This is a genomic window from Roseococcus sp. SYP-B2431 (assembly GCF_004336745.1).
Classification (GTDB): domain Bacteria; phylum Pseudomonadota; class Alphaproteobacteria; order Acetobacterales; family Acetobacteraceae; genus Roseococcus.
The window spans coordinates 330,750-354,917 of record NZ_SJXD01000022.1 but is presented as its reverse complement, the minus strand read 5'-3'; the positions used below and the strand labels follow the sequence as shown (position 1 = coordinate 354,917).

24 protein-coding genes are annotated in these 24,168 nt (G+C 70.5%); 13 read left to right on the top strand and 11 right to left on the bottom strand.

The annotated features are described in order from the left end of the window. The first annotated feature begins 97 nt into the window (after window positions 1-97). Window positions 98-823, top strand: a complete 726-nt coding sequence (locus EJV46_RS09650; RefSeq protein WP_131548403.1) for a response regulator transcription factor — start codon at window positions 98-100, stop codon at window positions 821-823. Here EJV46_RS09650 and EJV46_RS09645 read toward each other — a convergent pair whose 3' ends face one another. Next, entirely contained in the window at window positions 824-2,260 is a 1,437-nt protein-coding gene (locus EJV46_RS09645; protein ID WP_131548402.1) for an FAD-dependent oxidoreductase, read from the bottom strand. A 56-nt stretch (window positions 2,261-2,316) separates the two neighbouring features. On the opposite strand from EJV46_RS09645, the gene EJV46_RS09640 reads away from it, so the two are divergent. Continuing rightward, window positions 2,317-3,132 carry a DUF2272 domain-containing protein gene (locus EJV46_RS09640; RefSeq protein ID WP_240782491.1) on the top strand — a complete coding sequence of 272 codons (816 nt, stop codon included), beginning with the start codon at window positions 2,317-2,319 and terminating at the stop codon, window positions 3,130-3,132. Then, the gene (locus EJV46_RS09635) at window positions 3,129-4,244 is read left to right on the top strand and encodes an NADH:flavin oxidoreductase/NADH oxidase (RefSeq protein ID WP_131548401.1); all 1,116 of its coding nucleotides are present in this window, start codon (window positions 3,129-3,131) and stop codon (window positions 4,242-4,244) included. The genes EJV46_RS09640 and EJV46_RS09635 overlap by 4 nt, the downstream gene beginning before the upstream one ends. Window positions 4,245-4,274: 30 nt before the next feature. Here EJV46_RS09635 and EJV46_RS09630 read toward each other — a convergent pair whose 3' ends face one another. After that, entirely contained in the window at window positions 4,275-4,694 is a 420-nt protein-coding gene (locus EJV46_RS09630; protein ID WP_131548400.1) for a cyclic nucleotide-binding/CBS domain-containing protein, read from the bottom strand. A gap of 116 nt (window positions 4,695-4,810) precedes the next feature. Between EJV46_RS09630 and EJV46_RS09625 the strand changes: the two genes are divergently transcribed. Both EJV46_RS09625 and EJV46_RS22755 read left to right on the top strand, forming a co-directional pair. Next, complete coding sequence (locus tag EJV46_RS09625) at window positions 4,811-5,428, top strand: DUF1194 domain-containing protein (protein ID WP_131548399.1); 618 nt, start codon at window positions 4,811-4,813, stop codon at window positions 5,426-5,428. Window positions 5,429-5,463: 35 nt separating this feature from the next. Then, entirely contained in the window at window positions 5,464-6,387 is a 924-nt protein-coding gene (locus EJV46_RS22755; protein ID WP_165585447.1) for a DUF1186 domain-containing protein, read from the top strand. Window positions 6,388-6,400: 13 nt separating this feature from the next. Here the strand turns inward: EJV46_RS22755 and EJV46_RS09615 are convergent, their stop codons facing one another. The 3 genes from EJV46_RS09615 to secA form a co-directional block, all read right to left on the bottom strand. Beyond that, entirely contained in the window at window positions 6,401-6,979 is a 579-nt protein-coding gene (locus EJV46_RS09615) for a glutathione S-transferase family protein (protein WP_131548398.1), read from the bottom strand. A gap of 4 nt (window positions 6,980-6,983) precedes the next feature. Then, window positions 6,984-7,967 carry a tripartite tricarboxylate transporter substrate binding protein gene (locus EJV46_RS09610; RefSeq protein WP_131548397.1) on the bottom strand — a complete coding sequence of 328 codons (984 nt, stop codon included), beginning with the start codon at window positions 7,965-7,967 and terminating at the stop codon, window positions 6,984-6,986. A 225-nt stretch (window positions 7,968-8,192) separates the two neighbouring features. Then, window positions 8,193-10,919, bottom strand: coding sequence for a preprotein translocase subunit SecA (gene secA, locus EJV46_RS09605; RefSeq protein WP_131548396.1), 2,727 nt, complete (start codon window positions 10,917-10,919; stop codon window positions 8,193-8,195). Between the two features lie 194 nt (window positions 10,920-11,113). Between secA and EJV46_RS09600 the strand changes: the two genes are divergently transcribed. Genes EJV46_RS09600 through EJV46_RS09580 form a run of 5 tightly spaced genes read left to right on the top strand, consistent with a single transcriptional unit; the run spans window position 11,114 to window position 15,709 of the window. Beyond that, the gene (locus EJV46_RS09600; RefSeq protein ID WP_206020757.1) at window positions 11,114-12,124 is read left to right on the top strand and encodes a peptidylprolyl isomerase; all 1,011 of its coding nucleotides are present in this window, start codon (window positions 11,114-11,116) and stop codon (window positions 12,122-12,124) included. Beyond that, window positions 12,121-12,675 (top strand): NADPH-dependent FMN reductase, encoded by a 555-nt coding sequence (locus EJV46_RS09595; RefSeq protein WP_131548394.1) that lies wholly within the window; start codon window positions 12,121-12,123, stop codon window positions 12,673-12,675. Before EJV46_RS09600 ends, EJV46_RS09595 begins: the two co-directional genes overlap by 4 nt. A 13-nt stretch (window positions 12,676-12,688) precedes the next feature. Further along, a complete protein-coding gene (gene argJ / locus EJV46_RS09590) occupies window positions 12,689-13,933 on the top strand; it encodes a bifunctional glutamate N-acetyltransferase/amino-acid acetyltransferase ArgJ (protein WP_131548393.1) in 1,245 nt (414 codons plus the stop codon). Further along, window positions 13,914-14,864 carry a bifunctional GNAT family N-acetyltransferase/(deoxy)nucleoside triphosphate pyrophosphohydrolase gene (locus EJV46_RS09585; protein ID WP_240782490.1) on the top strand — a complete coding sequence of 317 codons (951 nt, stop codon included), beginning with the start codon at window positions 13,914-13,916 and terminating at the stop codon, window positions 14,862-14,864. The genes argJ and EJV46_RS09585 overlap by 20 nt, the downstream gene beginning before the upstream one ends. A 47-nt stretch (window positions 14,865-14,911) precedes the next feature. Beyond that, complete coding sequence (locus EJV46_RS09580; RefSeq protein ID WP_131548391.1) at window positions 14,912-15,709, top strand: molybdopterin-binding protein; 798 nt, start codon at window positions 14,912-14,914, stop codon at window positions 15,707-15,709. Between the two features lie 4 nt (window positions 15,710-15,713). On the opposite strand, the gene EJV46_RS09575 is transcribed toward EJV46_RS09580, so the two are convergent. Together EJV46_RS09575 and argE are read right to left on the bottom strand one after the other, a co-directional pair. Beyond that, entirely contained in the window at window positions 15,714-16,676 is a 963-nt protein-coding gene (locus EJV46_RS09575) for a succinylglutamate desuccinylase/aspartoacylase family protein (protein WP_131548390.1), read from the bottom strand. Continuing rightward, on the bottom strand, window positions 16,673-17,842 hold the full coding sequence (argE, locus tag EJV46_RS09570) for an acetylornithine deacetylase (RefSeq protein WP_131548389.1): 1,170 nt from the start codon (window positions 17,840-17,842) through the stop codon (window positions 16,673-16,675). Before argE ends, EJV46_RS09575 begins: the two co-directional genes overlap by 4 nt. A 52-nt stretch (window positions 17,843-17,894) precedes the next feature. Here argE and EJV46_RS09565 point away from each other — a divergent pair, with 52 nt between their 5' ends. Continuing rightward, complete coding sequence (locus EJV46_RS09565; protein ID WP_240782489.1) at window positions 17,895-19,433, top strand: M81 family metallopeptidase; 1,539 nt, start codon at window positions 17,895-17,897, stop codon at window positions 19,431-19,433. A gap of 102 nt (window positions 19,434-19,535) precedes the next feature. On the opposite strand, the gene EJV46_RS22750 is transcribed toward EJV46_RS09565, so the two are convergent. The 3 genes from EJV46_RS22750 to pdxA are packed head-to-tail and all read right to left on the bottom strand — an operon-like array spanning window position 19,536 to window position 21,424. Continuing rightward, a complete protein-coding gene (locus EJV46_RS22750; protein WP_165585445.1) occupies window positions 19,536-19,676 on the bottom strand; it encodes a hypothetical protein in 141 nt (46 codons plus the stop codon). A gap of 60 nt (window positions 19,677-19,736) precedes the next feature. Beyond that, window positions 19,737-20,456 carry a pyridoxine 5'-phosphate synthase gene (locus EJV46_RS09560; RefSeq protein WP_131548387.1) on the bottom strand — a complete coding sequence of 240 codons (720 nt, stop codon included), beginning with the start codon at window positions 20,454-20,456 and terminating at the stop codon, window positions 19,737-19,739. After that, on the bottom strand, window positions 20,456-21,424 hold the full coding sequence (gene pdxA / locus EJV46_RS09555; protein ID WP_131548386.1) for a 4-hydroxythreonine-4-phosphate dehydrogenase PdxA: 969 nt from the start codon (window positions 21,422-21,424) through the stop codon (window positions 20,456-20,458). The genes EJV46_RS09560 and pdxA overlap by 1 nt, the downstream gene beginning before the upstream one ends. Before the next feature lie 124 nt (window positions 21,425-21,548). Between pdxA and EJV46_RS09550 the strand changes: the two genes are divergently transcribed. Both EJV46_RS09550 and EJV46_RS09545 read left to right on the top strand, forming a co-directional pair. After that, window positions 21,549-21,953, top strand: coding sequence for a hypothetical protein (locus EJV46_RS09550; RefSeq protein ID WP_131548385.1), 405 nt, complete (start codon window positions 21,549-21,551; stop codon window positions 21,951-21,953). 78 nt (window positions 21,954-22,031) lie between these two features. Continuing rightward, window positions 22,032-23,609, top strand: coding sequence for a DUF4214 domain-containing protein (locus EJV46_RS09545; RefSeq protein WP_131548384.1), 1,578 nt, complete (start codon window positions 22,032-22,034; stop codon window positions 23,607-23,609). On the opposite strand, the gene EJV46_RS09540 is transcribed toward EJV46_RS09545, so the two are convergent. Next, complete coding sequence (locus EJV46_RS09540; RefSeq protein WP_131548383.1) at window positions 23,610-24,065, bottom strand: Lrp/AsnC family transcriptional regulator; 456 nt, start codon at window positions 24,063-24,065, stop codon at window positions 23,610-23,612. It lies immediately after the preceding gene. Between the last annotated feature and the right edge of the window lie 103 nt (window positions 24,066-24,168).

The following is a 24,168-nucleotide window of genomic DNA, read 5'->3' as shown; positions in this document are numbered from 1 at the left end:
TTTTTTTAAATACACGATAACTCCTGAAAAACGCTTGGCCGACACACGCGTGGGTGGTATTTCTTCACACGCAAAACGTGTGTTGGAGAGCCCCCCGATGCGTATCCTCCTGGTCGAAGACGACCGCTCCGCCGCGCGCGGCATTGCGTTCCAGCTGCAGCAGCACCGGATGGTGGTCGACGTGGCAGATTGCGGCGCCGAGGCGCTGGAACTCGCCCGCCTCTACGATTACGACGCGGTGGTCGTGGACCTCATGCTGCCGGACATGGAGGGGTACGAGGTCGTCTCCAAGCTCCGCGCCTCGCGGGTCGAGGCGCCCGTGCTCATGCTTTCGGCGGTCTCGCGCACCCAGGCCAAGGTTCGCGGGCTCTCCGTCGGCGCCGACGACTATCTGTCCAAGCCCTTCGAGCCCGACGAGCTGGTCGCGCGGCTCCAGGCGATGATCCGCCGCTCCAAGGGCTTCTCCCAGCCGCGCATCCAGCTCGGCGCGCTCTCGCTGGATCTCGGCGCCAAGGAAGTGGCGGTGCAGGGTCGGACGGTCCACCTCACCGGTAAGGAATACGCCATCCTGGAGCTGCTGCTGATGCGCCGCGGAACGGTGCTGTCGAAGGAGAACTTCCTGGACCACCTCTATGGCGGCATGGACGAGCCGGACAGCAAGATCATCGACGTCTTCGTCTGCAAGCTCCGCAAGAAGCTCCAGGTCGCCGGCGCAGCGAACGTGATCGGCACGGTCTGGGGGCGCGGCTATATCATCCGCGACGGCAGCGGGCCCTCGGCCTATCGGCCGCCGCTGCCCGAGATGCGCCTCAGCGCGGCCTGATCAGGCCGCGCTTTGGGCCGACGGCGCGTCCGAGAGGTGCGCGCCCTCCTTCCGCAGCCCGGCCTGGAGTTCCGCGATCGGCACGGCGCGCGGCGCGATGCCCCGGTTCGCGGCGATCGCCGCCGCCACGCCGGCTGCCTGGCCCGTCAGCCAGCATTGCGGAATCTCGCGCAGGAAGGAATGGCTGTTCGTATCGCAGCTCAGGTGCCGCCCCGGGGCCAGCAGCCCGTCCAGCCTCTCCGGCACGAGCGCGCCATAAGGCACGGAGACATTGGCGAACTTCGGCGCGAGGCTGGGGGAGACGCCGATCTCGTCGGCCCGCACCCGCCCGTCCCAGTCCGAACGGAGCACACGGCCCGCCCCGCGCAGGCGGCGCGCGTGGCGGATGCCGATCTGCGGGGCGGAGAGCATCATCCAGGCGTTCTGGAAGCCGGGCGCCGCGGCGCGGTAGTGCTCCAGATGCTGCGCCATGAGCCGGTGGCTCTGGATCTCGACGGCGGTGAGGTCGTCCACGTCCACGGCGGAATAGCCCGAGAGGCGGGGGCCCAGGAACAGCGCCACGTCGTCGCGCCAGGAGGCGAAGGCGCGCTCGAAGTAGCGGAAGCGCTCACGTCCGCGCTGCAGGAAGGCGCCGAAAGCCTCGGGCTCCTCGGCCCGCCAGCGCTGATAGCGCGGCATGTTCACGCCGCCGAAGAGCCAGCTCGTGTTCATGCAGTGGTGGATGTCGGCCTCGTCGATATCGGCGTCGAAGGCCGCGCCGGCGCGGGCGAAGAGATCGCCGTCGCCGGTCGCGTCCACCACGCAGGCGGCGCGGATCGCCCTGCGGCCCTGCTTGGACTCGAAAAAGGCGCCCCGGACGGCGCCCTCTTCCATCAGCGGTTCCGCGCCCCAGGCATGGAAAAGGATCTCGGCGCCGGATTCGAGCACCATCTCCATGGCGGCGAGCTTCATCATCTCGGGATCGCAGGTCGGCGAATGGGTCACCACGCCATGGAAGGCGGCGGTGCGCAGCTGCCACCAGGCGGCGGTCGCGGCGTCGCGGCTGCCCCAGGCGGCGGGCGGCGGTCCCGCTACGGCCTCGGCCGGAAGGCGGGCCAGGAATTCCTCGGCGAAGCCGCGGATGACCTTGCGGCCGGACCAGTCGGTCATGCGGTCGATCCAGACCACCAGCCCGCCGGTCGAGAGGCCGCCCAGATGGTTGTGCCGCTCCAGCAGGATGGTCCGCGCGCCCTGGCGCCCGGCGGCCACGGCCGCCGCGACCCCGGCCGGCCCGCCGCCGACCACCAGCACGTCGCAGGCCGCATGGAGCGGGATCTCGCGCGCGGCCTCCGTCACCGTCTCGCCCGTCGGCGGGCGGCGGCGGCGAGAGGCGTCGCCCGCGAAGGTCTCGCTGCGGAAGAAGAGGCGGCCGCCGTCGGTTTCGGAGTTCGTGCCCATGACCCCACAGATAGACGGTCTTGCCGCGGATGACAGCCTTTGGCAGACAGGTCGACGTGTTGCGCCTCCTGCCCTTGCTCCTGCTGCTGGCCGGTTGTGCGGCCCAGCCCCAGGTCGCCGCCATCCCGCCGCCGCTGAGCTATCCGCCGGCGGCCCGCGAACGCATGGTCCGCCTGGCGCTGAACGAATGGCGCGACTGGGGCTGCACCATCACCGGCATGCCCGCTCCCAGCGTCGCGACCTGCGAGAATCCAGGCATTCCGCGCCTCGAAAGCGCGCCCGAGAATTTTCCGCGGGTTCTCGCTTATTGGCGCATCGTCCCCAATGCAGAAGGCGCGATTCCGGCCAATCGCGGCCGCTATGCCGCCGCCCTGCGCGGCGAAGCGACGGCGCCCGCCCTCTGGGCCTCGCCCTATTGGTCGGCGGCCTTCGTCTCCTGGGTCATGGCCTCGGCCGGCGTCGACGCGCCGGAATTCAGGCCGGATGCCGCGCATTCCGCGTATCTCGACCATCTCGATGCCCTGGCCGGCGCCTGGCCGCACCTGGCGCCCTTCCTGCCGCGGGATTCTTCGGTCTATGCGCCCCAGCCCGGCGACCTCGTCTGCCGGGACCGTTCACGCCGCCCGCTCGCCTCCTGGGCGGATCGCGCGGCCGAACGCGGCCAGTTCCGCCCCATGCATTGCGACATCGTGGTCGCGACGGGAGCCGGGGCTGTCGAGGCGGTGGGCGGCAACGTGTCCGACAGCGTGACGCTGTCGCGCTGGGAGGCGGACGGGGCGGGGCGGCTGGTACCGGCGCAGCCCCGGGCCCTCGTCATCATGGAAAACCGCCTCGGCCGCACACCCCCCTGGTCCCCGGAGTCCCGTTCATGACCGATCTGTTCAGCCCGCTGACCCTGCGCGGGGTGACGCTGCGCAACCGCGTGGGGGTCTCGCCCATGTGCATGTACTCCTGCGCGGAGGACGGGCTGCCGACCGACTGGCACATGGCGCATCTCGTCTCGCGCGCCGTGGGCGGCGCCGGGATGACCATGGTCGAGGCCTCGGCGGTGCTGCCCGAGGGCCGCATCACGCCGGCCGATGTCGGAATCTGGAGCGACGCCCATATCGCCCCGCATGCCCGCCTGGCCGCCGCGATCGCCGCCATGGGCTCGGTCCCGGCGATCCAGATCGCGCATGCCGGCCGCAAGGCGAGCCGCACCCGCCCCTGGGACGCACCGGCGCATGCCGCGAATGGCTGGCAGACCGTGGGCCCCAGCGCCGCCGCCTTCGGCGATTTCCTCCCGCCGCAGGCACTGAGCGAGGCCGGGATCGCCGAGATCATCGCGGCCTTCGCCGAGAGCGCGAAGCGATCGGTGAAGGCCGGCTACAAGCTCATCGAGGTCCATGGCGCGCATGGCTACCTGATCCACCAGTTCCTCTCGCCCCTTTCCAACCAGCGCAACGACGGCTGGGGCGGCGACTTCGAGGGGCGCACGAAGCTTGCGCGCGAGGTGGTGAAGGCCGTCCGCGCCGCGATCCCGGACGATCTGGTCCTCGCCATCCGCATCTCGCACACCGATTGGGTCGAGGGCGGCTGGACCACCGGGGAGAGCGTCGCCCTGTCCAGGCTGCTGAAGGAGCTTGGCGTGGACATCGTCGATGTCAGCTCGGGCGGGCTCGATGCGGGACAGAAGATTCCGCTGGGCCCGGGCTATCAGGTGCCGGGCGCGGCGGCCGTGAAGGCGGGCGCCGCCGTGCCCGTCATGGCCGTCGGCCTCATCACCGAGCCGGCTCAGGCGCAGCAGATCCTCGCGGAAGGCAAGGCGGACCTGATCCTCCTCGCGCGCGCCTTCCTGCGCGACCCCTACTGGACGCTCAACGCGGCGGTGGCGCTCGGCCGGACGGAGGCGCTGGCCATTCCGCCGCAATATGACCGCAGCTGGAGCGGGCCGGCCCGCCTCAGGCTGGATCAGAAGATCGCGGAGCCGCTGCCGGCGCTGTAGGCTCACGCCGCCGATTCACGTGGCGGGCGATCACCGCATGGTCTCGGAGAGCTCGTTCTCCTCGTCGCGGCGGCTTCGCTCCTGGCCGGTGAAATCCGTCCAGGAGACGACCCCGAGGGGCCGGCCCTCGCACACCACCGGAACATGGCCGAAGCCGCCATCCTCCATGAGGCGGAGCGCATCGAGGGCGTCGTCCCCGGCGCCGAGGCAGCAGGGATCGCGCGTCATGGCTTGGCCGAGCGCCGTGCGCGCCGGATCCAGGCCCAGCGCCAGGGCCCGGAGCGCATCGCCGGAGGTGAAGATGCCGCGTAGCGCGGCCCCTTCCAGCACGAGCGCGGCGCTGGCCGACCGCTCATGCATCGCGAGGCAGGCTTCCTGGACGGTCGTTCCGATCGTGAGGGTGACGGGCTCGCGGTGCTGGACCACCTCCGCCATCGTGCGGTTGCGCATGGCAGGCCTCCCTGGGCGCTCGGCAGGATAACGCCTCCGGCCGGTCCGGGTTGGTATCCGCGATCCGCGCCGTCACGGGGCTTGGAAAGACTGCCACGGGACGCGACCTTGGCAGCATGGAAGACGTGGATGTGGCGCTGGTGCTCGCGGTCGATGTCTCCGCGAGCGTCGACTATGGCGAGTTCGCCCTGATGGTGAACGGCCTCGCCCGCGCCTTCCTGGATCCCGACGTGATCGCCGCCGCGACGGGCGGCCCGCGCGGCGCGGTGGCGGTGGCCGCCCTCTACTGGTCCGACGAGCAGGAGGTGGCGCTGCCCTGGCAGCGCATCGCGGGTGCGGCCGAGGGGGCGCGCGTCGCCGAGGCGCTGGAAGCGGCACCTCGCCTGCCGCGGCCCGGTGCCACGGCGCTCGGCGAGGGGCTGGCGGCGGCGCTCCGGCTGCTGGCGCAATGTCCGGCGCGGGCGACGCGGCTGGTCGTGGACGTCTCGGGCGACGGCGCCAGCAACCGTGGGCGCCCGCCGGGCCCGATCCGCGACGTGGCGTTCTCGGGCGGCGCGACGATCAACGGCCTCGCCGTGCTGAACGAGGAGCCGGACCTGCTGGAGCACTACACCCGGGAGGTGATCGGCGGCCCGGGGGCCTTCGCCACGGATTGCGCGGACTATGCCGATTTCGCCGAGGCGATCGGGCGAAAGCTGGTGAGGGAGATGCGTGGGACCGTGGGAACGGTCTAGATTGCCGCTCGCCACAAGGGACGAGAGAACACGCGGTGTCCGGCAAGAAGCGTATCTCGCGCAGTGATCTCCGTCTCGACGGAATCTCGATCGAGGAGCAACTGCGGGCCGTGGCCACTGAGCTCCGCCTGCCGGCCGTCGCCATCGGGCTCTGCACCATTGGGATCGAGGAGAGCGGACCGGTGCTGCTCACGGTTCTCGAGCGCGCGGCCGACGGGGCGATGCTTTCCGAGGACGACGAGCGGCTGCTCTTCCGCGGCGTTCATATCCTGGGCGATGCCCGCTACATCCCGGCTTGCGGCGGCCTGCTGCGACTGATGCGTCGCCCGGGAGACGAACTGGAGCGCCTCTTCGGCGATGCCCTGGCACAGGACATGGCGCGCATCGTCGCCGGGGTGTTCGACGGCGACGCCGAGGCGCTGCTCGAGATCATCGCCGACCCCTCCGCCGACGAGTTCGCCCGCAACGCCCTGATGGGGGCCGCCACCTTCCTGACCTGGGAGGGCGGCATCGCGCGCGATCGGATGAGGGAGTTCCTCCTGCGCTTCCACGACGAGCGGATGGCCCCCGATGGTCACATGACCTGGGGCGGCTGGACCATGGCGATCGGCCTGCTCGGCCTGCGCGACCTGGCGCCCCTCGTCCATGAAGCCTGGCACCGGCTTCCGTGGCGCCTGATGGAACGGAAGCATTTCGAGGCGGATCTTGCCGCCGCGGAGCGGCGGCCCCACGACATCGAGCGCTTCACGTGCGACGGGCTAGGCCTGATCGAGGACACCGTCGAGGCGCTGCAATGGACCGACACGGAGCCGATGGAAGCGAAGCCCTGGACGCTCCCGCCGCCCTTGTCGAACGCGCCCAGCGCGCCGGCGGCGAATCCCTTGCGGTACGTCGGGCGCAACGACCCGTGCCCCTGCGGCAGCGGCCGAAAAGCGAAGAAATGCTGCCTCGCGCGCTGAGGGAACGGCCAAGTCAGGCCGGCAGCTGGTAGCCGGCCTTCCGGTCGGCCTCGATGGTCTTACGCACGGCATCGCGCGCCATCATGCGGGCGTAATGGGCCTCGAGCCCAGGGAAGGTGCCGGGAGGCTGCTCCAGCGAGCCCCGGAAACGCCAGAAGAGCCGAAACAGATGGATGTCGGCGATGGAATACCGGCCGATGCACCAGTCCCGCCCCGCCAGCTTCCGCTCGACGAGGCGATAGACGCCGACCGCATGCTCGACGCCCTGGCGCCGGGCGGGGTGCAGGGTGGAGGCGCAGAAGGACATCCAGGACATCACCTGGGCCTGCGCTTCCGCATCGTCGGGCAGCAGGCCCGCCTCGGGAAAGCGCCGCGCGAGATAGAAGAGCACGCCCGCGACCTCGGTGAGGGGCCGCCCGTCGATCAGCAGGGTAGGGACCTTGCCGGCGGGGTTGATCGCCAGGAACTCCGGCGTCCGCGTGTCCTTGCGGTCGAGGGAGAGCGGGACGGTGGTGAACTCGGCGCCCACCTCGTGCAGCGCGATATGCGCGGCCATCGAGCTGGTGCCGGGGGCGTGGTACAGGGTCAGCATGGGATCAGGCGTCCGCGCGGATGTTGTTGGCGCGCACCAGCTCGCCCCAAAGCTCGTAATCGGCGGCCATGATGCGGGCCATCTGATCGGGCGTGCCGCCGCCAGGCTCGTCGCCGCGGCTGGTCACTCGGCCGCGCAGCCCGGTATCGGCCATGGCGGCGTTGAGCGCCGCGTTCAGCCGCGCCACGATCGGGGCCGGGGTCTTGCGCGGCGCGAAGAGGCCGATCCAGGTGGTGAAGGCGAAGTTCGGCAGCGCCTGCTCCTGCGCGGTGGCGACCTGCGGGACGACGGGGCAGCGGTTGAAGCCGCTCGCCATCAGCGCGTTCAGCGTGCGCGCGCGCAGGGCCGGCGTCACGGCCGAGGCAGTGCCGAACATCAGCCTGGTGCGTCCGGCCAGGAGCTCCTGCTGCGCCGCCGCCCAGCCCCGGCAGGGGATATGGGTCATCGGCGGCCCGCCCAGTCGCTCGCGCAGCAGCTCCATGGCGAGGTGCGGCAGGCTGCCCGTGCCGGGCGAGCCATAGGAGATGGGATGCCCCTGCCGCCCCGCGAGCCAGGTGCGGAGGCCCGAAAGATCGTTCAGCCCGAGCGTCGGATGGGCGCAGAGCAAGAGGGAGGATTGCCCGACGAGGCCGATCGGCACCATCTCGCGCGGGTCGAGCGTCATGCCCTCCACGGTGTGCGGGTTGATGGCCATCGGCCCGACGCTGCCGAAGAGGAGGGTGTAGCCGTCGTGCCGGGCGGACATCACCGCTTCGGTGCCGAGGTTGCCGGCGTCGCCGCCGCGGTTGTCGACCTCGATGGGCACGCCGAGGGCGGCCTGGAGGCCCGGGACGATCAGGCGGCAGGCGAGGTCGGTGCGGCCGCCCTGCGGGAAGCCGACCACCAGGGTGATCGGCCGTGTCGGGTTCCAGGCGCCCTGGGCCAGGGCGGGCGCGGCAAGCCCGCCGGCGGCAAGCGCCAGGACGGAGCGGCGCGTGATCGCGCTCATGAGGACGGTTCCTCCCGTGTCATCGGAGTGTAATCCGGACAGGATGGCAACTCAAAGGCGATGAAGGGCCTGCTCCCGGCCCAGCGGTCGCGGGCACGGATGATCGTGCCGATGGCGCCCCGTGCCTCGCGAGCCCCGTGTGGTTGCCGCCGGATGTCATGGCAGCAAAAAAGCAGGGAATAGCTTGGCGAACAATGTATTCATCGGCAGGCAATTCGGTGCGGCTCAGCCCCGCCCGTGGCAGTGCTTGTACTTTTTGCCCGAGCCGCAGGGGCAGGGCGCGTTGCGCGGTGAGGCGGCCCAGGTCGAGGGGTCGTTCGGATCGACCTCCGGCGCCAGGAGGCGCGTGTCGCCGGCTTGCGCCGCCGCGCCGTAGTCGAGATTGGGCGGCTCCATCGCGTAGTCTTCCGCCGGCAGCGGCGCCTGTCGCATGTCGGTGACGCGGATCGGCTCGGGCTGCGGCAGCGGCGCGTTGGGCTGCAGCTCCAGGCGCAGCAGCAGGGAGGTCGTGCGCTCGCGCAGGTCCTCCAGCATGTTGTTGAACAGCGCGAAGGCCTCGCGCTTGTACTCGTTCAGCGGATCGCGCTGGCCATAGGCGCGCAGGCCGATGCCCTGGCGCAGATGGTCGAGCTGAAGGAGATGCTCCTTCCAGACCTGGTCGAAGATCTGCAGCAGCAGCGACTTCTCGACCATCCGCATGAAGTCGGGACCGAGGTTCGCGGCCTTGGCGGCGGCCAGCTGGTCCGCGGCGGCGGTGATGCGCTCGCGAATCTGGGTCTCGTCGATCCCCTCTTCCTGGCCCCAGGCCACGACGGGCAGCTCGATCCCCAGGAGGTCGTGGACGCGCTTCTCGAGGCCGGTGAGATCCCACTGCTCGGGATAGGCGTTCTCCGGGATGGCGCGGTCCACCATGCCGTCGATGGTCTCCTGCCGCATCTCCTGGATGGTCTCGGAGAGATCCTCGGATTCCATGAAGGCGCGGCGCTGCGCATAGACCTCGCGCCGCTGGTCGTTCATCACGTCGTCGTACTTGAGCAGGTTCTTGCGCGTGTCGAAGTTGCGCGCCTCCACCTTCTTCTGGGCCTTCTCCAGAGCCTTGTTGATCCAGGGGTGGATGATGGCCTCGCCTTCCTTGAGGCCGAGCTTGGTCAGCATCCCGCCCATGCGGTCGGACCCGAAGATGCGCATCAGGTCGTCTTCGAGGGAGAGGAAGAAGCGGCTGCCGCCAGGGTCGCCCTGGCGGCCGGAACGGCCGCGGAGCTGGTTGTCGATGCGGCGGCTCTCGTGCCGCTCGGTGCCGATCACGAAAAGGCCGCCTGCGGCCTTCACGGCGGGGCGCACGGCCTCGACCTCGCGCTTATGGCGCGCCAGCGCCTCCTGGTAGTCCTCGCCAAAGCCTTCGGGCACGTCGGCGCGGGCGAGCATGTCGGCATTGCCGCCGAGCTGGATGTCCGTGCCGCGGCCGGCCATGTTCGTGGCGATCGTCACGGCGCCGGGCCGGCCGGCCTGGGCCACGATGCCGGCCTCCTGCTCGTGATAGCGGGCGTTCAGCACCTGGTGGGCGATGCCGCGCTGCTTCAGCAGGCTGGAGATCAGCTCCGACTTCTCGATGCTCGTGGTGCCGACGAGGCAGGGCTGGCCCCGCTCCTTGCACTCGCCGATAAGCTTGATGACGGCCTCGTACTTCTCCATCCCGGAGCGGTAGACCTCGTCGTCCTCGTCCAGGCGCGCGACGGGCACGTTGGTCGGGATCTCGACCACTTCCAGCTTGTAGATTTCCGCGAATTCATCCGCCTCGGTCGCGGCCGTGCCGGTCATGCCCGAGAGCTTGGGGTAGAGGCGGAAGTAGTTCTGGAAGGTGATGCTGGCCAGCGTCTGGTTCTCGGGCTGGACGGTGACGTGCTCCTTGGCCTCCAGCGCCTGGTGCAGCCCGTCGGAGTAGCGGCGGCCCTCCATCATGCGGCCGGTGAACTCGTCGATGATGACGATCTTGTCCTGCCGGACCACGTATTCGACGTCGCGCTTGAACAGCACATGGGCCCGCAGCGACTGGTTGACGTGGTGCACGACCGAGACGTTGTGGCTGTCGTAGAGATTGCCCTCGACCAGCACGCCCGCCTCGTTCAGCAGGCGCTCGATGTCCTCGCCGCCCTTCTCCGTCATCGCGACGGTGCGCTGCTTCTCGTCCTTCTCGAAGCGCTCCTCGTCCTTCACGAACTCCACCATCACGGCGTCCACGCGGCGATAGAGGTCGGAGGTGTCGTCGGTCGGGCCCGAGATGATGAGGGGCGTGCGCGCCTCGTCCACCAGGATCGAGTCCACCTCGTCCACGATGGCGTAGAAGAACGGCCGCTGGACCATCTCGTCCAGCCGGTACTTCATGTTGTCCCGCAGGTAGTCGAAGCCGTATTCGTTGTTGGTGCCGTAGGTGATGTCGCAGGCATAGGCCTCGCGGCGCTGGTCGTCGCTGAGCCCCTGGACGATGCAGCCGGTCGTCAGGCCGAGGAAGCCGTAGACCTGGGCCATCCACTCGCTGTCGCGGGTCGCCAGGTAGTCGTTCACGGTGACGACATGGACGCCCTTGCCCGGCAGCGCGTTCAGGTAGACCGGCAGGGTGGCGACCAGGGTCTTGCCCTCGCCGGTCTTCATCTCGGCGATCCGGCCGTCGTTCAGGACCATGCCGCCGATCATCTGGACGTCGAAATGGCGCATGCCCATGACGCGCTTCGCGGCCTCGCGGACGGTGGCGAAGGCCTCCTCCAGGATGTCGTCTAACTCTTCCCCGGCGGCGAGGCGGGCGCGGAACTCGGCGGTCTTGCCCTTCAGCTCCTCGTCCGAGAGGGCGGCGAGCTTGGGCTCGAAGGCGGCGATGGCGGGGATGCGCGCCTCGTACCGCTTCAGCGAGCGCTGGTTCGCGGAACCGAAGATGGCACGGGCAAGACGGGCGAACATGGGTTTAGGGACTCTCCGGGCGCCGCACGCGGGGCGCGCGGATAGGGGCGGATCACAGGTAGGCGCGGCATGCCCCCCGGTCAACGTGTCACGAAGCGGGTCAGGGAGCCGTCGCCTGTAACCCCTTACCCGGCAGCGGGTTGTGAGGCGCATGGGCATCCGCCATTGTCCGCCCAACGAATGGACCCCGAACCATGATCCGCACCCCTCTCGCTGCCCTGCTGCTCGCGACCGTCGCTTTCGGCGTGGGTGCCCCCCTGGGCGCCCGCCTGGGCGCGCAGACCGTGGCCCCCGCCCCGGTGGCCCCGTCGCCGGCGGCGCCCCCCGCCGCCGCCGCGGCGGCGGCGCCCGCGCCGGAGGACGCCAATCCGGTCCTCGCCCGGGTGAATGGCGACGAGATCCGCCTCGACGAGGTGATCGCCTCCGCCTCCGAGGCCATGCCGCCCGAGCTGCGCTCGGTCCCGCCGCACCTGCTGCGCTCCATGCTGCCGCCGCAGGTCTTCGAGCAGCTGGTGGACCGGGCCATCACCGACCGGGCCATGGTCCAGGCGGCGCGGGCCGCGCAGCTCGACCAGGATCCGGAGGTCCGCCGCCGCCTCCAGCTCGCCGAGAATGCCGAGCTCCGCGACACGCTCCTCCGCCGCGAGGTGCTGCCCCGGGTGACCGACGAAACCCTTCGCGCCCGCTATGAGCGCGACGCCGCCGGCCGCCCCGCCGAGGAAGAGGTGCGCGCCCGCCACATCCTGGTGCCGAACGAGGCCGACGCCCGCGCGATCCTCGCCGAGATCCAGCGCGGCGCGAGCTTCGAGGAGGTGGCCCGCCGCCGCTCGACCGACCCCGCCGCCCGCAACGGCGGCGACCTCGGCTTCTTCCGCCGGAGAGACATGGTGCCCGAATTCGCCACCGCCGCCTTCGCGATGCAGCCCGGCCAGGTCAGCACCAATCCGGTGCGCAGCCAGTTCGGCTGGCATGTGATCAAGGTGGAGGAGCGCCGGTCCTCGCGCGGCCCGAGCTTCGAGGACAGCAAGGACACGCTGCGCCAGACCATGATCGAGGAGGAGGTCCAGGCCGCCGTCCAGCGCATCCGGACCGGTGCCCGGATCGAGCGGGTCGACGCTCCGGCTCCCGCCGCGGCGCCGGCCCCCGCCGTCCAGGCGGAGCCGCCGGCGCCTGCCTCGCCGGGACGGACGCAGCCCCGGAGATGAGGGTTCTCGCGATCTGCGGCAGCCTGCGGAAGGGAAGCTACAACCGCTCCTTGCTTCGGGCCGCCGCCGGGCTGGCGCCTGCCGGCATGGAGGTGGAGGTCGTCGGCATCGAGGGCGTGCCCCTCTTCAGCGAGGACCTCGAGAAGGAAGGCATGCCCGAGGCCGTGGCCGAGCTGCGGCTCAAGGGCAAGGCGGCGGACGGGATCCTCTTCGGCTGCCCCGAATACAATTACGGCATTCCCGGCCCGCTGAAGAATGCCTTCGACTGGCTGTCGCGCAGCCATGGCGAGCCGAGGACGCCCTTCCTGGGCCGGCCGGTCGCGATCATGGGCGCCTCGCTGAGCATGATGGGGACCGCGCGCGCCCAGCTCCAGCTCCGCCAGTCGCTGCAGGCCTGTGGGGCGCTGACCATGCCCTCGCCCGAGGTCTATGTGATGCGCGCGCAGGACAAGTTCGACGCCGGGGGGCAGCTCACCGACAAGCCGACGCATGAGGCGGTGGCCAAGCTGATGACTGCCTTCGGCGCCTGGATCGACAAGCTGAAGGGCTGAGAGAGACCTGACCATGACGACCGCCGTATCCCCGAGTGTCTCGCCCCTGGCGCTCCCGCTGCCGGAGATGCCGCCGATCGCCGGCGCCGAATGCGCGAGCGTGGCCGCCGGCATCCGCTACAAGTCGCGCGAGGACATGACCGTCTTCCGCTTCGCTGCCGGGACCACGGTCGCGGGGGTGTTCACCATGAACAAGTGCCCCGGCGCCCCGGTCGACTGGTGCCGAGCGTCGCTCAAGGGCGGCAAGGCGCGGGCGCTGGTGGTGAATGCCGGCAACAGTAACGTCTTCACCGGCCGCGCCGGGCGGGAGACCTGCGAGCGCACGGCGGCCGAGACGGCGAGGCTGGTCGGCTGCAAGCCGAAGGAGGTCTTCATCGCCTCGACCGGCGTGATCGGCGAGCGCCTGCCGACGGACGTGCTGCTGGCCGCCCTGCCGGGCGCGGTGGACCGGCTGGAGGCGGATGCCTGGCAGGGCGCGGCCAAGGCCATCATGACCACGGACACCTTCCCCAAGGGCGCCACCCGCACGGCCAGGATCGGCGAGGCGACGGTGACGATCTGCGGCATCGCCAAGGGCAGCGGCATGATCGCGCCCGACATGGCGACGATGCTTTCCTTCATCGCGACGGATGCGAAGATCCCGGCGGCCGTGCTGCAGAAGCTGCTGTCCAAGGGGTCTGCGAAGAGCTTCAACTGCGTCACGGTGGACAGCGACACCTCCACCTCGGACACGGTGCTGCTCTTCGCCACCGGCCAGGCGAAGCATCCGCGCGTACCGAACGATCCCGCCCCCACCCTGCTGAAGGACTTCGCCCGCGCGCTGGACGAGGTTCTCCACGAGCTGGCGCTGATGGTGGCCCGGGACGGCGAGGGCGCCCAGAAGCTCGTCACCATCGACGTGACGGGCGCGGTCAGCGCGAAGTCGGCGCACCGCATCGCCATGGCCATCGCCAACTCCCCGCTGGTGAAGACCGCGATCGCCGGCGAAGACGCCAATTGGGGCCGCATCGTCATGGCCGTGGGCAAGGCGGGCGAGCCGGCCGATCGCGACAAGCTTTCCGTGGCGGTCGGCGGCACCTGGATGGCGCGCGAGGGCGGCGTGATCCCGGGCTATGACGAGGCGCCGGTCGTCGCGCACATGAAGGGGCGTGACATTCAGATCACGGTCGATATCGGGCTCGGCCGCGGCAAGGCGCGCGTCTGGACCTGCGACCTCACGCATGGCTACATCGACATCAATGGATCCTACCGCAGCTGAACTTCCCATCGTCACGGCGCGGCTGGTGCTGCGCCGGCTGGTGCCCGGGGATGCGGCCGATGTCACGCGGCTGGTGAACGACTATTCCGTCGCCGGCAATCTGGCGCGCGTGCCGTTTCCCTATCGCGAGCAGTTGGCCCTGGACTGGATTGCCTCGGCCGGCGAGCAGATCGATTCGGGCGATGCCTATCACCTCGCCATCACGCGCGAGGGCGCGCTGGTCGGCTGCATCGGCCTCACGCTCAAGCGCAACGCGCTGCCCGAGATCGGCTACTGGATCGGGCGGAAGTTCTGGGGGCAGCATCTCGCGCGCGAGGCCGGCGCGGCGTTGCTCGGCTGGGCGGAGCGGAGCCTCGGCATCAAGGAGGTCGAGGCCAGCGCGCTGACGGACAACCTCGCCTCGCAATCCGTGCTGCGGCATCTCGGCTTTGTCGAGAACGGGCCGGGCGTGCAGCAGTTCCTCTCCCGCAATCGCAACATGCCGGTGGTCATGTTCAGGCGGGTGGCCGCGCCGCCGAAGCCGCCCGCGGCCAAGCCGATCCTGCTGGTGGTCGCCTGCGCGCTGGTGGACAGCGAGGGCCGGATCCTCCTGGCGCAGCGGCCGGCGGGAAAGCCGATGGCGGGACTCTGGGAATTCCCCGGCGGCAAGCTTGACGAGGGCGAGACGCCGGAGGCGGCGCTGATCCGCGAGCTGCGGGAAGAGCTCTCCATCGAGACGCAGGAATCCTGCCTGTCGCCGCTCTTCTTCGCGAGCCATTCCTACGAGAAGTTCCATCTGCTGATGCCGCTCTACATCTGCCGCAAATGGCAGGGGCGCGTCGTCGCGACGGAGGGCCAGGCGCTGGCCTGGGTCCGGCCCGGGAAGTTGGCCGACTACCCCATGCCGCCGGCGGACGTGCCGCTCGTCGCGCTCCTGCGCGACTTCCTGTGACGCCCGGCCAGGACTAGGCTCCATTCCCGGCCGGAACGAGGACGTCCATGAACCCCATCGCCTGCCTGCTCATCATCGGCAACGAGGTGCTCTCGGGCCGCACGCGCGACGCCAACCTGCAGTTCCTCGCGACACGGCTCGGCGAGCTCGGCATCCCCATGCGCGAGGTCCGGGTGATCCCGGACGTCGAGGAGACCATCGTCGCGACGGTGAACGAGGTCCGCCGGAAATTCGACCACGTCTTCACCACGGGCGGCATCGGGCCGACGCATGACGACATCACCAGCGAATGCGTCGCCAAGGCCTTCGGCGTGCCCTGGGCGGTGCACGAGGAGACGCGCGCGCTCATGGCGGCGGATTATGCCCGCCGGGACCCGCCGATCGAGATGAACGCGGCCCGGCTGCGTATGGCGACGCTGCCGCTGGGCGCGGTGCCGATCCGCTGCGCCATGACCACCGCGCCCGGCTTCAGCATGGGCAATGTCCATGTGATGGCCGGCGTGCCGCGGATCATGCAGTCGATGTTCGAGGCGCTGGCGCCCTCGCTGCAGGGCGGCGTGCCGGTGGTCTCGCGCGCGGTGCATGCGATCGGCGTCTTCGAGGGGAACATCGCGGAGGGGCTGGAGGCGATCCAGAAGCGCTATCCCGCGCTGGATATCGGCAGCTATCCCTTCTACCGGCAGAACGCGGCAGCCCCGGGGGGCGTGACCGGCTTCCCCGGCGGCGGCGTGGCGCTGGTCTCGAAGGGCGTGTCGTTGCCGGATGTCGAGGCGGCGACGGCCGAGATCACGGCGATGCTCGCGGGGATGGGGGCCACGCCGATCCAGGGCGAGCCGGCCGCCTGAAGCGCTACGGCGCGATCCTCGCCAACCGAACCGCCGTCTGGCCGGGCTGCGGGATCAGCATCGGCATCACCAGCAGGCAGTCCGCATGCGGCGTGCGAACCTCCTCCGCGCCGTCCATCGCGATCAGCGTGCCGGCCTGCGGGATCACCGTTCCGCCGCGCCAGGGCTGCACGAAGGCGAAGTCCGGGCTGCGCGCCGTCACGCGCTGCGTCACCCGCGCCAGCCGCGGCGCCGGCAGCGGCGGGGCCTCGCCCGGCACCACGCCGGTGAGCGACAGGAGGCGGCGGGCCGCCTGGTCCATGCGGGCGACCGTCTCGGGCTCCCAGTGCCAGCCGCCCTCGAGAATCAGGCTCCGGCGGCCGCGCGTGGCCGCGTAGTCGATCAGCCGCCATCCGGCCTCGTGCCCCTGGTCGGCGACGACCATCGGCGGCTCGCCGAGCGCCGCTCCAAGCGGGACGGATTCGGCCGAGGCCCCGGCCAGGTAAAGCGGCTCGGAAGGCCAGAGCATCGAGTGGAGATCCAGCACCACATCGGCCGCGTCGAGCACCGGCCGCAGGACGCGCGCGCGGCGCAGCTCGCTGGAGCGGCGCGGGCCTTCCAGCACGGCCGGATCCCAGAGGCGGTTCAGATCCTCCTCGAGGAAGCGCGAGGCGGTGGGGTCCTCCGGCTCGAAGCGCGAGAAGGCGTCGAGATTGGCGAAGACCAGCGTGAGCCGCCCACGCGCGGGCCGCAGCGCTTCCCGCAGCAGGCTGTCGAGCACGATGGCGCCGGCGATCTCGTTGCCATGGGTCAGCGCCACGAGGCCGACATGCGGCCCGGCCTCGCCGCTGTCGAAGCTCCAGACGCCGGGCAGCACGTTGCCCGCCCGCCAGCGGCGGATGTCCGGCGCGACCAGGCGCACGGTGGGCGAGGCGGCGCCCGCGTCGCGCAGCAGGGCGTCCAGCGCGGGAGGGAGCGAGAGCCTCATCTGGCCTGGTCCTCGATGAGGCGGCCGAGAAACGCGCAGCAGGCCTCAATCTGCGACTCCGCGATCCATTCCTCGGGCTGGTGCGCCTGGGCGATATGGCCGGGGCCGCAGACGATCGCGGGGATGCCGGCGCGCTGGTAATAGCCCGCCTCCGTGCCGTAGCTGACGAAGCCCAGCGAGTTGCTGCCCGACGCCCGCTGCGTCAGCGCCAGCAGCGGGTGGTCGGCGTCGAGGTCGAGCGCGGGCGCCACCGAGCGCGCCTTCACGGTCATCGCGCTGGCCGGGTGCACGCGGCGCAGCTCCGGCAGGATCGCGGATTCCGCATGCGCCACGAAGCGCGCGAGGATGTCGTCCGCCGTGTCGCCGGGCACGTTGCGGACCTCGAAGGTGAATTCCGCCCGGTCAGGCACGATGTTGAGCACGCTGCCGGAGTGGAAAGTGCCGGCATGCACGGTGGTGTAGGGCGGAACGAAGCCCTCGACGCGGCGGCCCTCGGCGGCGAAGCCCCGCGCCTCGGCCTTCAGCCAGGCCACCGCCTCGGCGGCCGCCATCAGCGCGTTCGCCGTCTCGTCGGCGCGCGAGGAATGGCCGGAAAGGCCCGTGAAGACGACCTCCCAGCTCGCATAGCCCTTGTGCGCGACGATGGGCGCCATGCCGCTCGGCTCGCCCACGATGCAGAGGGCGGGCGGCGGGCCCTCATGGCCGAGCTCGTCCATCAGCCGGTCGGCGCCGCGGAAGGTCGTCTCCTCGTCATGGGTGAGGCAGAGATGGAAGGGGCGCGCGAGGTCGGCCGCCAGCATCTCCGGCAGCATGGCGAGGATGCAGGCGAGGAAGCCCTTCATGTCGCAGGCGCCGCGGCCGATCAGGCGGCCATCCTCGCGCCGCAGCAGGAAGGGATCGCCGAGCCAGGCCTGTCCCTCCACCGGCACGCAGTCCACATGGGCCGAAAGGGCGATGCCGCCGGCGACGCGCGGCCCGACGATGGCATGCAGGTTGGCCTTCTCGCCCTCCATCATCACGCGCGATTCGACGCCCTGCGCGGCGAGTTCCTGCCGCACGAATTCGATGAGCGGCGCATTGCTCCGCGCGCTCGTCGTGTCGAAGGCGACAAGGCGTTCCAGCAGTGAGATGGCCCGCAGGGGGATGGCGCGCGAGATTGACGACATGAGGGGAAGCTTATCCACTCGCCGCCTCGCGTCCATCCGGGGGGCCTTCGCCTTGAATCGAGCGCCGCGTATTGCTGTCCTGGGCCTTCATCTGGAGGCCAATGCCTTCGCGCCCGTCACGCGGCTCGAGGATTTCGAGCGTCAATGCACCGTGCGCGGCGCGGAGATGACGCGGCTCGCGCGCGCCGAGGCCTCGCCCATGCCGGCCGAGATCGGCGGCTTCTACCGGCGCATGGATGCGACCGGCGACTGGACGCCCTGCCCCGTGCTGATCGCCGCGGCGCCGCCCGGCGGGCCGATCGAGCAGGCGCTGTTCCTGTCCTTCCTGGACGAGATGCGCCGGGGCCTCGCGGCCGCGCTGCCGCTGGACGGCGTCTATGTCGCGAGCCACGGGGCCAGCAGCGCGACGGGCGACGAGGACAGCGACGGCACGATGCTCGCGATGATCCGCCAGGTGGTGGGGAAGGCCGTGCCCGTCGTCGTCACGCACGACCTGCACTGCAACGTCAGCGAGACGCTGATCGACAATTGCGATGCCTTCATCGCCTATCGCACCAACCCGCATGTCGACATGGCCGCGCGCGCGGCGGAGGCCGCCGATGCGCTGCGCGAGCTGCTCGGCGGCCTCAGGACCGCGAAGGCGTTTCTCCGGCTGCCCCTGACGCCGCCCTCCGTCACGCTGCTCACCGCCGAAGGTCCCTATGCCGACCTGGTCCAGGATGCGGAGGCGCTCATGGCGAGCGATCCCGCGATCCTGAACGCCAGCGTCACCGGCGGCTTCACCTTCAGCGACCTGCCCAAATGCGGCATCACCATCACCGTCACCGCGCGCGACGGCGACGAGGGCGCGGCGAAGCGGGCCTGCGCGAAGCTGGCCCGGCGCGGCTGGGCCGAGCGCACGCGCCACACCCGGCGCCTGCTCAGCCTGGACGAGGCGGCGGCACTGGCCGTCGCGGCCGGAAAGGGCGAGGTGGCGCCGGTGATCTTTTCCGATGCGGGCGACAATCCCGGCGGCGGCGGGCGCGGCAGCACGGCCTATACGCTGCGGAAGCTGCACGAGGCCCGGGCCGAGGGCGTGGTGCTCGGCCTCTTCGTCGATCCGGCCCTGGCGGCCGAGGCGCAGAGGCTGGGCGAAGGCGCGCATTTCCACGCGGTCTTCAACCGGGAGGAAAGCGAGTTCTCGAAGCGCTTCGAGAGCGGCGCCAAGATCCTGAAGCTGACCGACGGCAAGGGCCAGGGCCGGCGCGGCACGATGGCGGGCCGGCTCTTCGACCTGGGCCCGACCGCCTTGCTGGAACTCGACGGTTCCGGCCTGCGCGTCGTCGTCATCAGCCTGCGACGGCAGTGCCACGAGCCGCGCACGCTGGAGATGCACGGTATCGACATCGCCGCCGCAAGGACCGTCGTCGTCAAGTCGCGCGGGCATTTCCGCGCGGGCTTCGACGAGTTCTTCCCGAAGGAGAGGATCTTCGAGGTGGACAGCCCCGGCCTCACCAGTCCGGTGCTGACCAACTTCGCCTGGAAGCGGCTGCCGCGGCCGACCTACCCCCTGGATCCGGACGCGGCCTGGACCGATCCCGGCTGGAACTGACGCGCAGGGCAAGGGTCTTCGGGTCCAGGCGGAACCGCCAGAGCGGCGCCGGGGCCCCGAAGGCACGATCGAGCAGGGCGCTCCAGAAACGGCGGGAGGGCCTCAGAACCGCAGTCCGGCGAAGAGGCAGACGACGACCATCGCCGCGATGCTGGCGAGGCCCGTGCCCCAATAGGCCAGCGCGGATTGCGACTCGTCCTGCGCGCGGCGGCGGGGAAGCTGGGTGATGGCGTGGGTCTGCATGGCTGCTCCTGACGAGGTTGCGATGCTCCCTCCGAGCAGGCCCCATGCCAGACGCGAGCCTCAGCCACGCGCGGCGGCGATCAGCCCCTTCATGCGCGCGATCGCCGTCGGCAGCCCCTCGAAGACCGAGGTGGAGATGAGGAAATGGCCGATGGAGACCTCGCTGATCTCCGGGATGGCGGCGATGGGCGCGATCGTCTCGTAGCTCAGGCCATGGCCGGCATGGCATTGCAGGCCCAGCGATTTCGCCAGCACGGCGGCCTCGGCGTGCTTCGCGGCCAGGGCGGCGCGCGCGCCGGCGGGGGCTTCGGCATAGGTCCCGGTGTGAAGCTCGATGGCCTGGGCGCCCAATTCGGCCGCTCTTGCAATTTGCAATGCATCCGGCTCCACAAAAAGCGAGACTTCGATGCCGAGGCCTGAAAGCCGGCGGATGGCCTCGGCCAGGAAGGGACCGGCGCGGAGCGCGTCGAGGCCGCCTTCGGTGGTCAGCTCCTCGCGCTTCTCCGGGACGATGCAGCAGGCGGGGGGGTGCAGCCGCTCGCAGAGGGCCACCATCTCCTCCGTGGCGGCCATCTCGAAGTTGAGGCGGGTCTCCACCTCGGAAGCCACGCGCTCCAGGTCGCGGTCGCGGATATGGCGACGGTCCTCGCGCAGATGCATCGTCACGCCGTCCGCGCCGGCCGCCATGGCGACGCGCGCCGCCTCGACCGGACAGGGGAAGGCACCGCCGCGGGCGTTCCGCAGGGTCGCCACATGGTCCACGTTCACGGAGAGGCGCATCAGGCCCTTTTCCTTCGGTTTTCAGCGAGCTGTGCGGCCAGCCGGATCGCCGCGATCAGGCTGTCGGGGCTGGCCAGGCCCTTTCCGGCGATGTCCAGCGCGGTGCCGTGGTCCGGGCTGGTGCGGACGATGGAGAGGCCCAGGGTGACGTTCACGCCGCCCGCCATGTCCAGCGTCTTGATCGGGATGAGCGCCTGGTCGTGGTAGAGGCAGATGGCGGCGTCGTAGTTCGGCCGGGCATGGGCGGTGAACATCGTGTCCGGCGGATACGGGCCTGTGGCGTCGATGCCTTCGCCGCGCAGCATCCTGACGGCCGGGGCGACGATCGCCTGGTCCTCGGAGCCCAGCGTCCCCGCCTCGCCCGCATGCGGGTTCAGCCCGGCGACGGCCAGGCGGGGGGCGGCGATGCCGAAGTCGCGAAGGAGGGCCGCATGCGTGATCCGCGCATGCTCCGCGATCAGTTCCGGCGTCAGCCGGGCGATGGCGCGGGCGAGCGGCTCGTGCACCGTTACCGGCACGACGCGCAGCTCCGGCGAGGCCAGCATCATGACGGGCGGCACCCCGGTGCCGGCCAGCTCGCCCAGGAACTCCGTATGGCCGGGATGCGGGAAGCCGGCGGCCGTCAGCACCGACTTCTGGATGGGATTGGTCACCATGCCGTCGATGTCGCCCGCCTTCGCCAGCGCCACGGCTTCCTTGATGGCGGCCAGCACGGCGGGGGCGGTGGCCGTGTCGGGGCGGCCCGGGGCAGCGGGGACGGGCAGGGGACGGTGGAGGACCGGAAGGGCTCGCGGGAACGCCGCCTTCGCCTCGGCGGCCGAGGCGATCCGGGCAAGGGGTGCGCCGGCGATCCGGTCCGCATCGTCGATCAGGAAGAAGGCGGGCCCGCCGTCGCGGAGCGCATACCAGGCCTTCGCGGCGATCTCGGCGCCGATCCCGGCGGGCTCCCCCATGGTCAATGCCAGCATGGCACGAATCTAGCAGAGCCCGCGCCGCCGCACGATAGGCGCCGCCCATTCCAGGCGACGGAAGCTCCGATTGGCGCGGCGAAGGCGTCCGGGCCAGCCTGGGCAGCAGAAAAGGACGTGTCGCATGGCCAACCCGTTTCCCGTGATCGCGATCTGCATCGCCACCGTGGCCACCAGCTTCGGGGTGGCCTTCCTCGCCTCGGCCTCGCCCAATGAGGACCGCGCCTGCGCCGCCGGTGAGCTGGTCGCCGAGCGCTTCTTCGCGATCGAGGCGCCGGACGGGGAAGGCGGCCGCCGCGCTTCCTATTTCGTGGAGCTCGCCAATCCGCAGGGCCGGCCGCAGGTCTTCAACCTCGCCTTCGACCTGGCCGAGGCGCCGGACCGCCGGACCGGCGACCGGGCCATGAGCCTCGCCGCCCGGCAGAGCATGCCGGTGATGCTGGGCACCCAGGCGCTCGATGCCAGCGCGAGGCCCATCTCACCCGAGGCGATGTCCCTCGCCATCCGGGTCAACTGCCGGGCCTGGTGAGCGGGGCGCCCTTTACCCATTCTTCAGGATGACCGGTCGAGACTGGGCCACGACCAAAATGGCCGAGGACGACCGACGATGACGATCCTGCTTTCCGGCTCGCTTCCGGGGCTCATCAACGAGAACACGCCCCTTTGGGACTGGATGGGGCAGCTCCGGCTGGGCATGGACCCGTCGCTGATCCGTTTCGTGGACATCACGGGAACGGGCGCGGACTACTTCGACGCGACGTTGAACCGCGCCACCGGCATGGTCGAGATCACGCCCATCGCGCTGGCCGACTACGAGTCCTTCCTCGCCAGCGGCCGCTCGCCAACGCTCAGCCTGGGGCTGCGCTTCTTCATGGCCGACGGCACGGTGCAGCAGAGCCAGAACAGCTACTCCGTGACGGTGCTGAACCTCGACGACACGGCGCCGCAATCGCTCGGCTTCTCGAGCGGCGGGAGGGTGGAGGCAGGCCAGGCGGGCGCTGTGATCGGCACGCTGGCCGTGACGGATCCCGACACGGCATCCGGCTTCACCTACACCGTCCGCGAGGACGACCAGTGGGTCTTCGAGATCGTGGACGGCGTGCTCCGGCTGCGCAGCGGCGTGGCGCTCTCGGTTAGCGACGGGCCGATGCGCTCCGTCGTGATCGAGGTCTGGGACGGCACGCAATCCTCCGCCTTCACCCTGGACATCCAGGTCGCGCTGCCGGGCTCCGGCGGCCAGGCGATCGATCTCTTCGAGGCGCATGAGAGCCGCGGCGGCTTCTACTGGAGCCATGGCGCCATTGTCGGCGACCGCATGTCCTACGAGCTCGCCTCGCTGCGCGACCAGGGCGCCTATACGACGATGGTGATGCGCGACGGGGAGTCCTTCGTCTTCGAGGAACCGACATCGCTGCGGCTGCTGGACGGCACGGTCTATTTCGGCGGCGACAGCAAGGCGGCCTGGCTCTGGTCCGCCGTGGATACCGTTCTCAACCGGGAGCAGACGAATTTCGAGATGTGGGCCAACCACGCGGTGCTCGGCGCCGTGATCCCGGAGAGGGACTTCCTCCGGATCCTGGTCTCGAGCGCGGAATTCCAGAACAGCTTCGGCACGCTCGACAACACGCAGTTCATCGAGCGCCTGTACCTGAACACGACCGGCGTGATCACCGGGTCCGGCGTCGCCTACCACGCCCAGCGCCTCGCCAACGGCACGGAAAGGGCCCAGCTCGTCGAGGAGTTCATGAAGTTCCGCAAGGATCTGGGCCAGACGGAAGCGCGGGCGGACCAGGGCATCCTGGTGCCAAACAACAATGTGCAGCAGCTCGACGTCATTCTCCGCGTCGGCGGCGGCGGGGACAGCGAGGTGACGCGCTTCTGGTACGACTACTACGCCTCGGGCCTCGTTTCCCTCGACGCGCTGGCGCATGGCATCGTGCATGCGCCGAGCTATGCGGCCAACATGGGCGCTCTCGACAACAGGGCCTTCGTCCAGCAGTTCCATCTCCAGGCGCTCGGCTATGCGCCGGAGGCCTGGTTCACGGACCTCTTCACCTCGCTCTTGGACGTCCACGCGATGAGCCGGCCGAACTACATCATGGGCGTGGTGTCGCAGGTGGGCGTGCAGCACGACAGCTACGTCTATCACGCGCCGGACGGCGCCGCCTTCGCCAATCCCTGGTAGTCACCCCGGCAGGGGCGTGAAGAGCTGCTTCAGGCAGCGCAGCCCGAAGGCGGTGCGCGTGTGGCGCACCCCGGGCAGGCGGTAGATCTTTTCCCGCAACAGCCGCTCGTAGCCGGCGGTACCGCTCACCGCGGCCTTGAGGATGTAGTCGTACTCGCCCGTCGCGAGCCAGGCCTCGATGACCTCCGGCATGTCGGCGATGGCCTGCTCGAAACGTTTGAGCTGCTCCTCGTCGTGCTTCTCCGTCATCACCTCGATGATGACGGTGTCGGGGAAGCCGAGCTTCGCCTGGTCCAGCTCGGCCCGGTAGCCGCGGATGACGCCGGACTGCTCCAGCCGCCGCACGCGGGACCAGCAGGGCGAGGGAGACAGGCCAACCCGCTCGGCCAGCTCGGCGTTGGTCAGGCGCGCCTCCTGGTGCAGGGCGCGGAGGATACGGCGGTCGATGGCGTCCATCGCGGAAGATCCTTCTGCCATTTCGGCGGCGCACAACAGAATGCGGCAGGAACTCTTGCGCGATCCGGCTCAAGCTTCCAGCCTAACATCCGACTTCCGGAGG

What these genes read in the sequence shown, in the direction of transcription:
- EJV46_RS09585 (WP_240782490.1), top strand. Translation starts at nt 13,914, where the DNA reads ATGGATCCTACCGCAGCTGAACTTCCCATCGTCACGGCGCGGCTGGTG.
- EJV46_RS09635 (WP_131548401.1), top strand. Translation starts at nt 3,129, where the DNA reads ATGACCGATCTGTTCAGCCCGCTGACCCTGCGCGGGGTGACGCTGCGC.
- EJV46_RS09645 (WP_131548402.1), bottom strand. Translation starts at nt 2,260, where the DNA reads ATGGGCACGAACTCCGAAACCGACGGCGGCCGCCTCTTCTTCCGCAGC.
- secA (WP_131548396.1), bottom strand. Translation starts at nt 10,919, where the DNA reads ATGTTCGCCCGTCTTGCCCGTGCCATCTTCGGTTCCGCGAACCAGCGC.
- EJV46_RS09595 (WP_131548394.1), top strand. Translation starts at nt 12,121, where the DNA reads ATGAGGGTTCTCGCGATCTGCGGCAGCCTGCGGAAGGGAAGCTACAAC.
- EJV46_RS09600 (WP_206020757.1), top strand. Translation starts at nt 11,114, where the DNA reads ATGATCCGCACCCCTCTCGCTGCCCTGCTGCTCGCGACCGTCGCTTTC.
- EJV46_RS09610 (WP_131548397.1), bottom strand. Translation starts at nt 7,967, where the DNA reads ATGAGCGCGATCACGCGCCGCTCCGTCCTGGCGCTTGCCGCCGGCGGG.
- EJV46_RS09580 (WP_131548391.1), top strand. Translation starts at nt 14,912, where the DNA reads ATGAACCCCATCGCCTGCCTGCTCATCATCGGCAACGAGGTGCTCTCG.
- EJV46_RS22750 (WP_165585445.1), bottom strand. Translation starts at nt 19,676, where the DNA reads ATGCAGACCCACGCCATCACCCAGCTTCCCCGCCGCCGCGCGCAGGAC.
- EJV46_RS09615 (WP_131548398.1), bottom strand. Translation starts at nt 6,979, where the DNA reads ATGCTGACCCTGTACCACGCCCCCGGCACCAGCTCGATGGCCGCGCAT.
- argE (WP_131548389.1), bottom strand. Translation starts at nt 17,842, where the DNA reads ATGTCGTCAATCTCGCGCGCCATCCCCCTGCGGGCCATCTCACTGCTG.
- pdxA (WP_131548386.1), bottom strand. Translation starts at nt 21,424, where the DNA reads ATGCTGGCATTGACCATGGGGGAGCCCGCCGGGATCGGCGCCGAGATC.
- EJV46_RS09545 (WP_131548384.1), top strand. Translation starts at nt 22,032, where the DNA reads ATGACGATCCTGCTTTCCGGCTCGCTTCCGGGGCTCATCAACGAGAAC.
- EJV46_RS09550 (WP_131548385.1), top strand. Translation starts at nt 21,549, where the DNA reads ATGGCCAACCCGTTTCCCGTGATCGCGATCTGCATCGCCACCGTGGCC.
- EJV46_RS09625 (WP_131548399.1), top strand. Translation starts at nt 4,811, where the DNA reads ATGGAAGACGTGGATGTGGCGCTGGTGCTCGCGGTCGATGTCTCCGCG.
- EJV46_RS09560 (WP_131548387.1), bottom strand. Translation starts at nt 20,456, where the DNA reads ATGCGCCTCTCCGTGAACGTGGACCATGTGGCGACCCTGCGGAACGCC.
- EJV46_RS09540 (WP_131548383.1), bottom strand. Translation starts at nt 24,065, where the DNA reads ATGGACGCCATCGACCGCCGTATCCTCCGCGCCCTGCACCAGGAGGCG.
- EJV46_RS09575 (WP_131548390.1), bottom strand. Translation starts at nt 16,676, where the DNA reads ATGAGGCTCTCGCTCCCTCCCGCGCTGGACGCCCTGCTGCGCGACGCG.
- EJV46_RS09650 (WP_131548403.1), top strand. Translation starts at nt 98, where the DNA reads ATGCGTATCCTCCTGGTCGAAGACGACCGCTCCGCCGCGCGCGGCATT.
- EJV46_RS09630 (WP_131548400.1), bottom strand. Translation starts at nt 4,694, where the DNA reads ATGCGCAACCGCACGATGGCGGAGGTGGTCCAGCACCGCGAGCCCGTC.
- argJ (WP_131548393.1), top strand. Translation starts at nt 12,689, where the DNA reads ATGACGACCGCCGTATCCCCGAGTGTCTCGCCCCTGGCGCTCCCGCTG.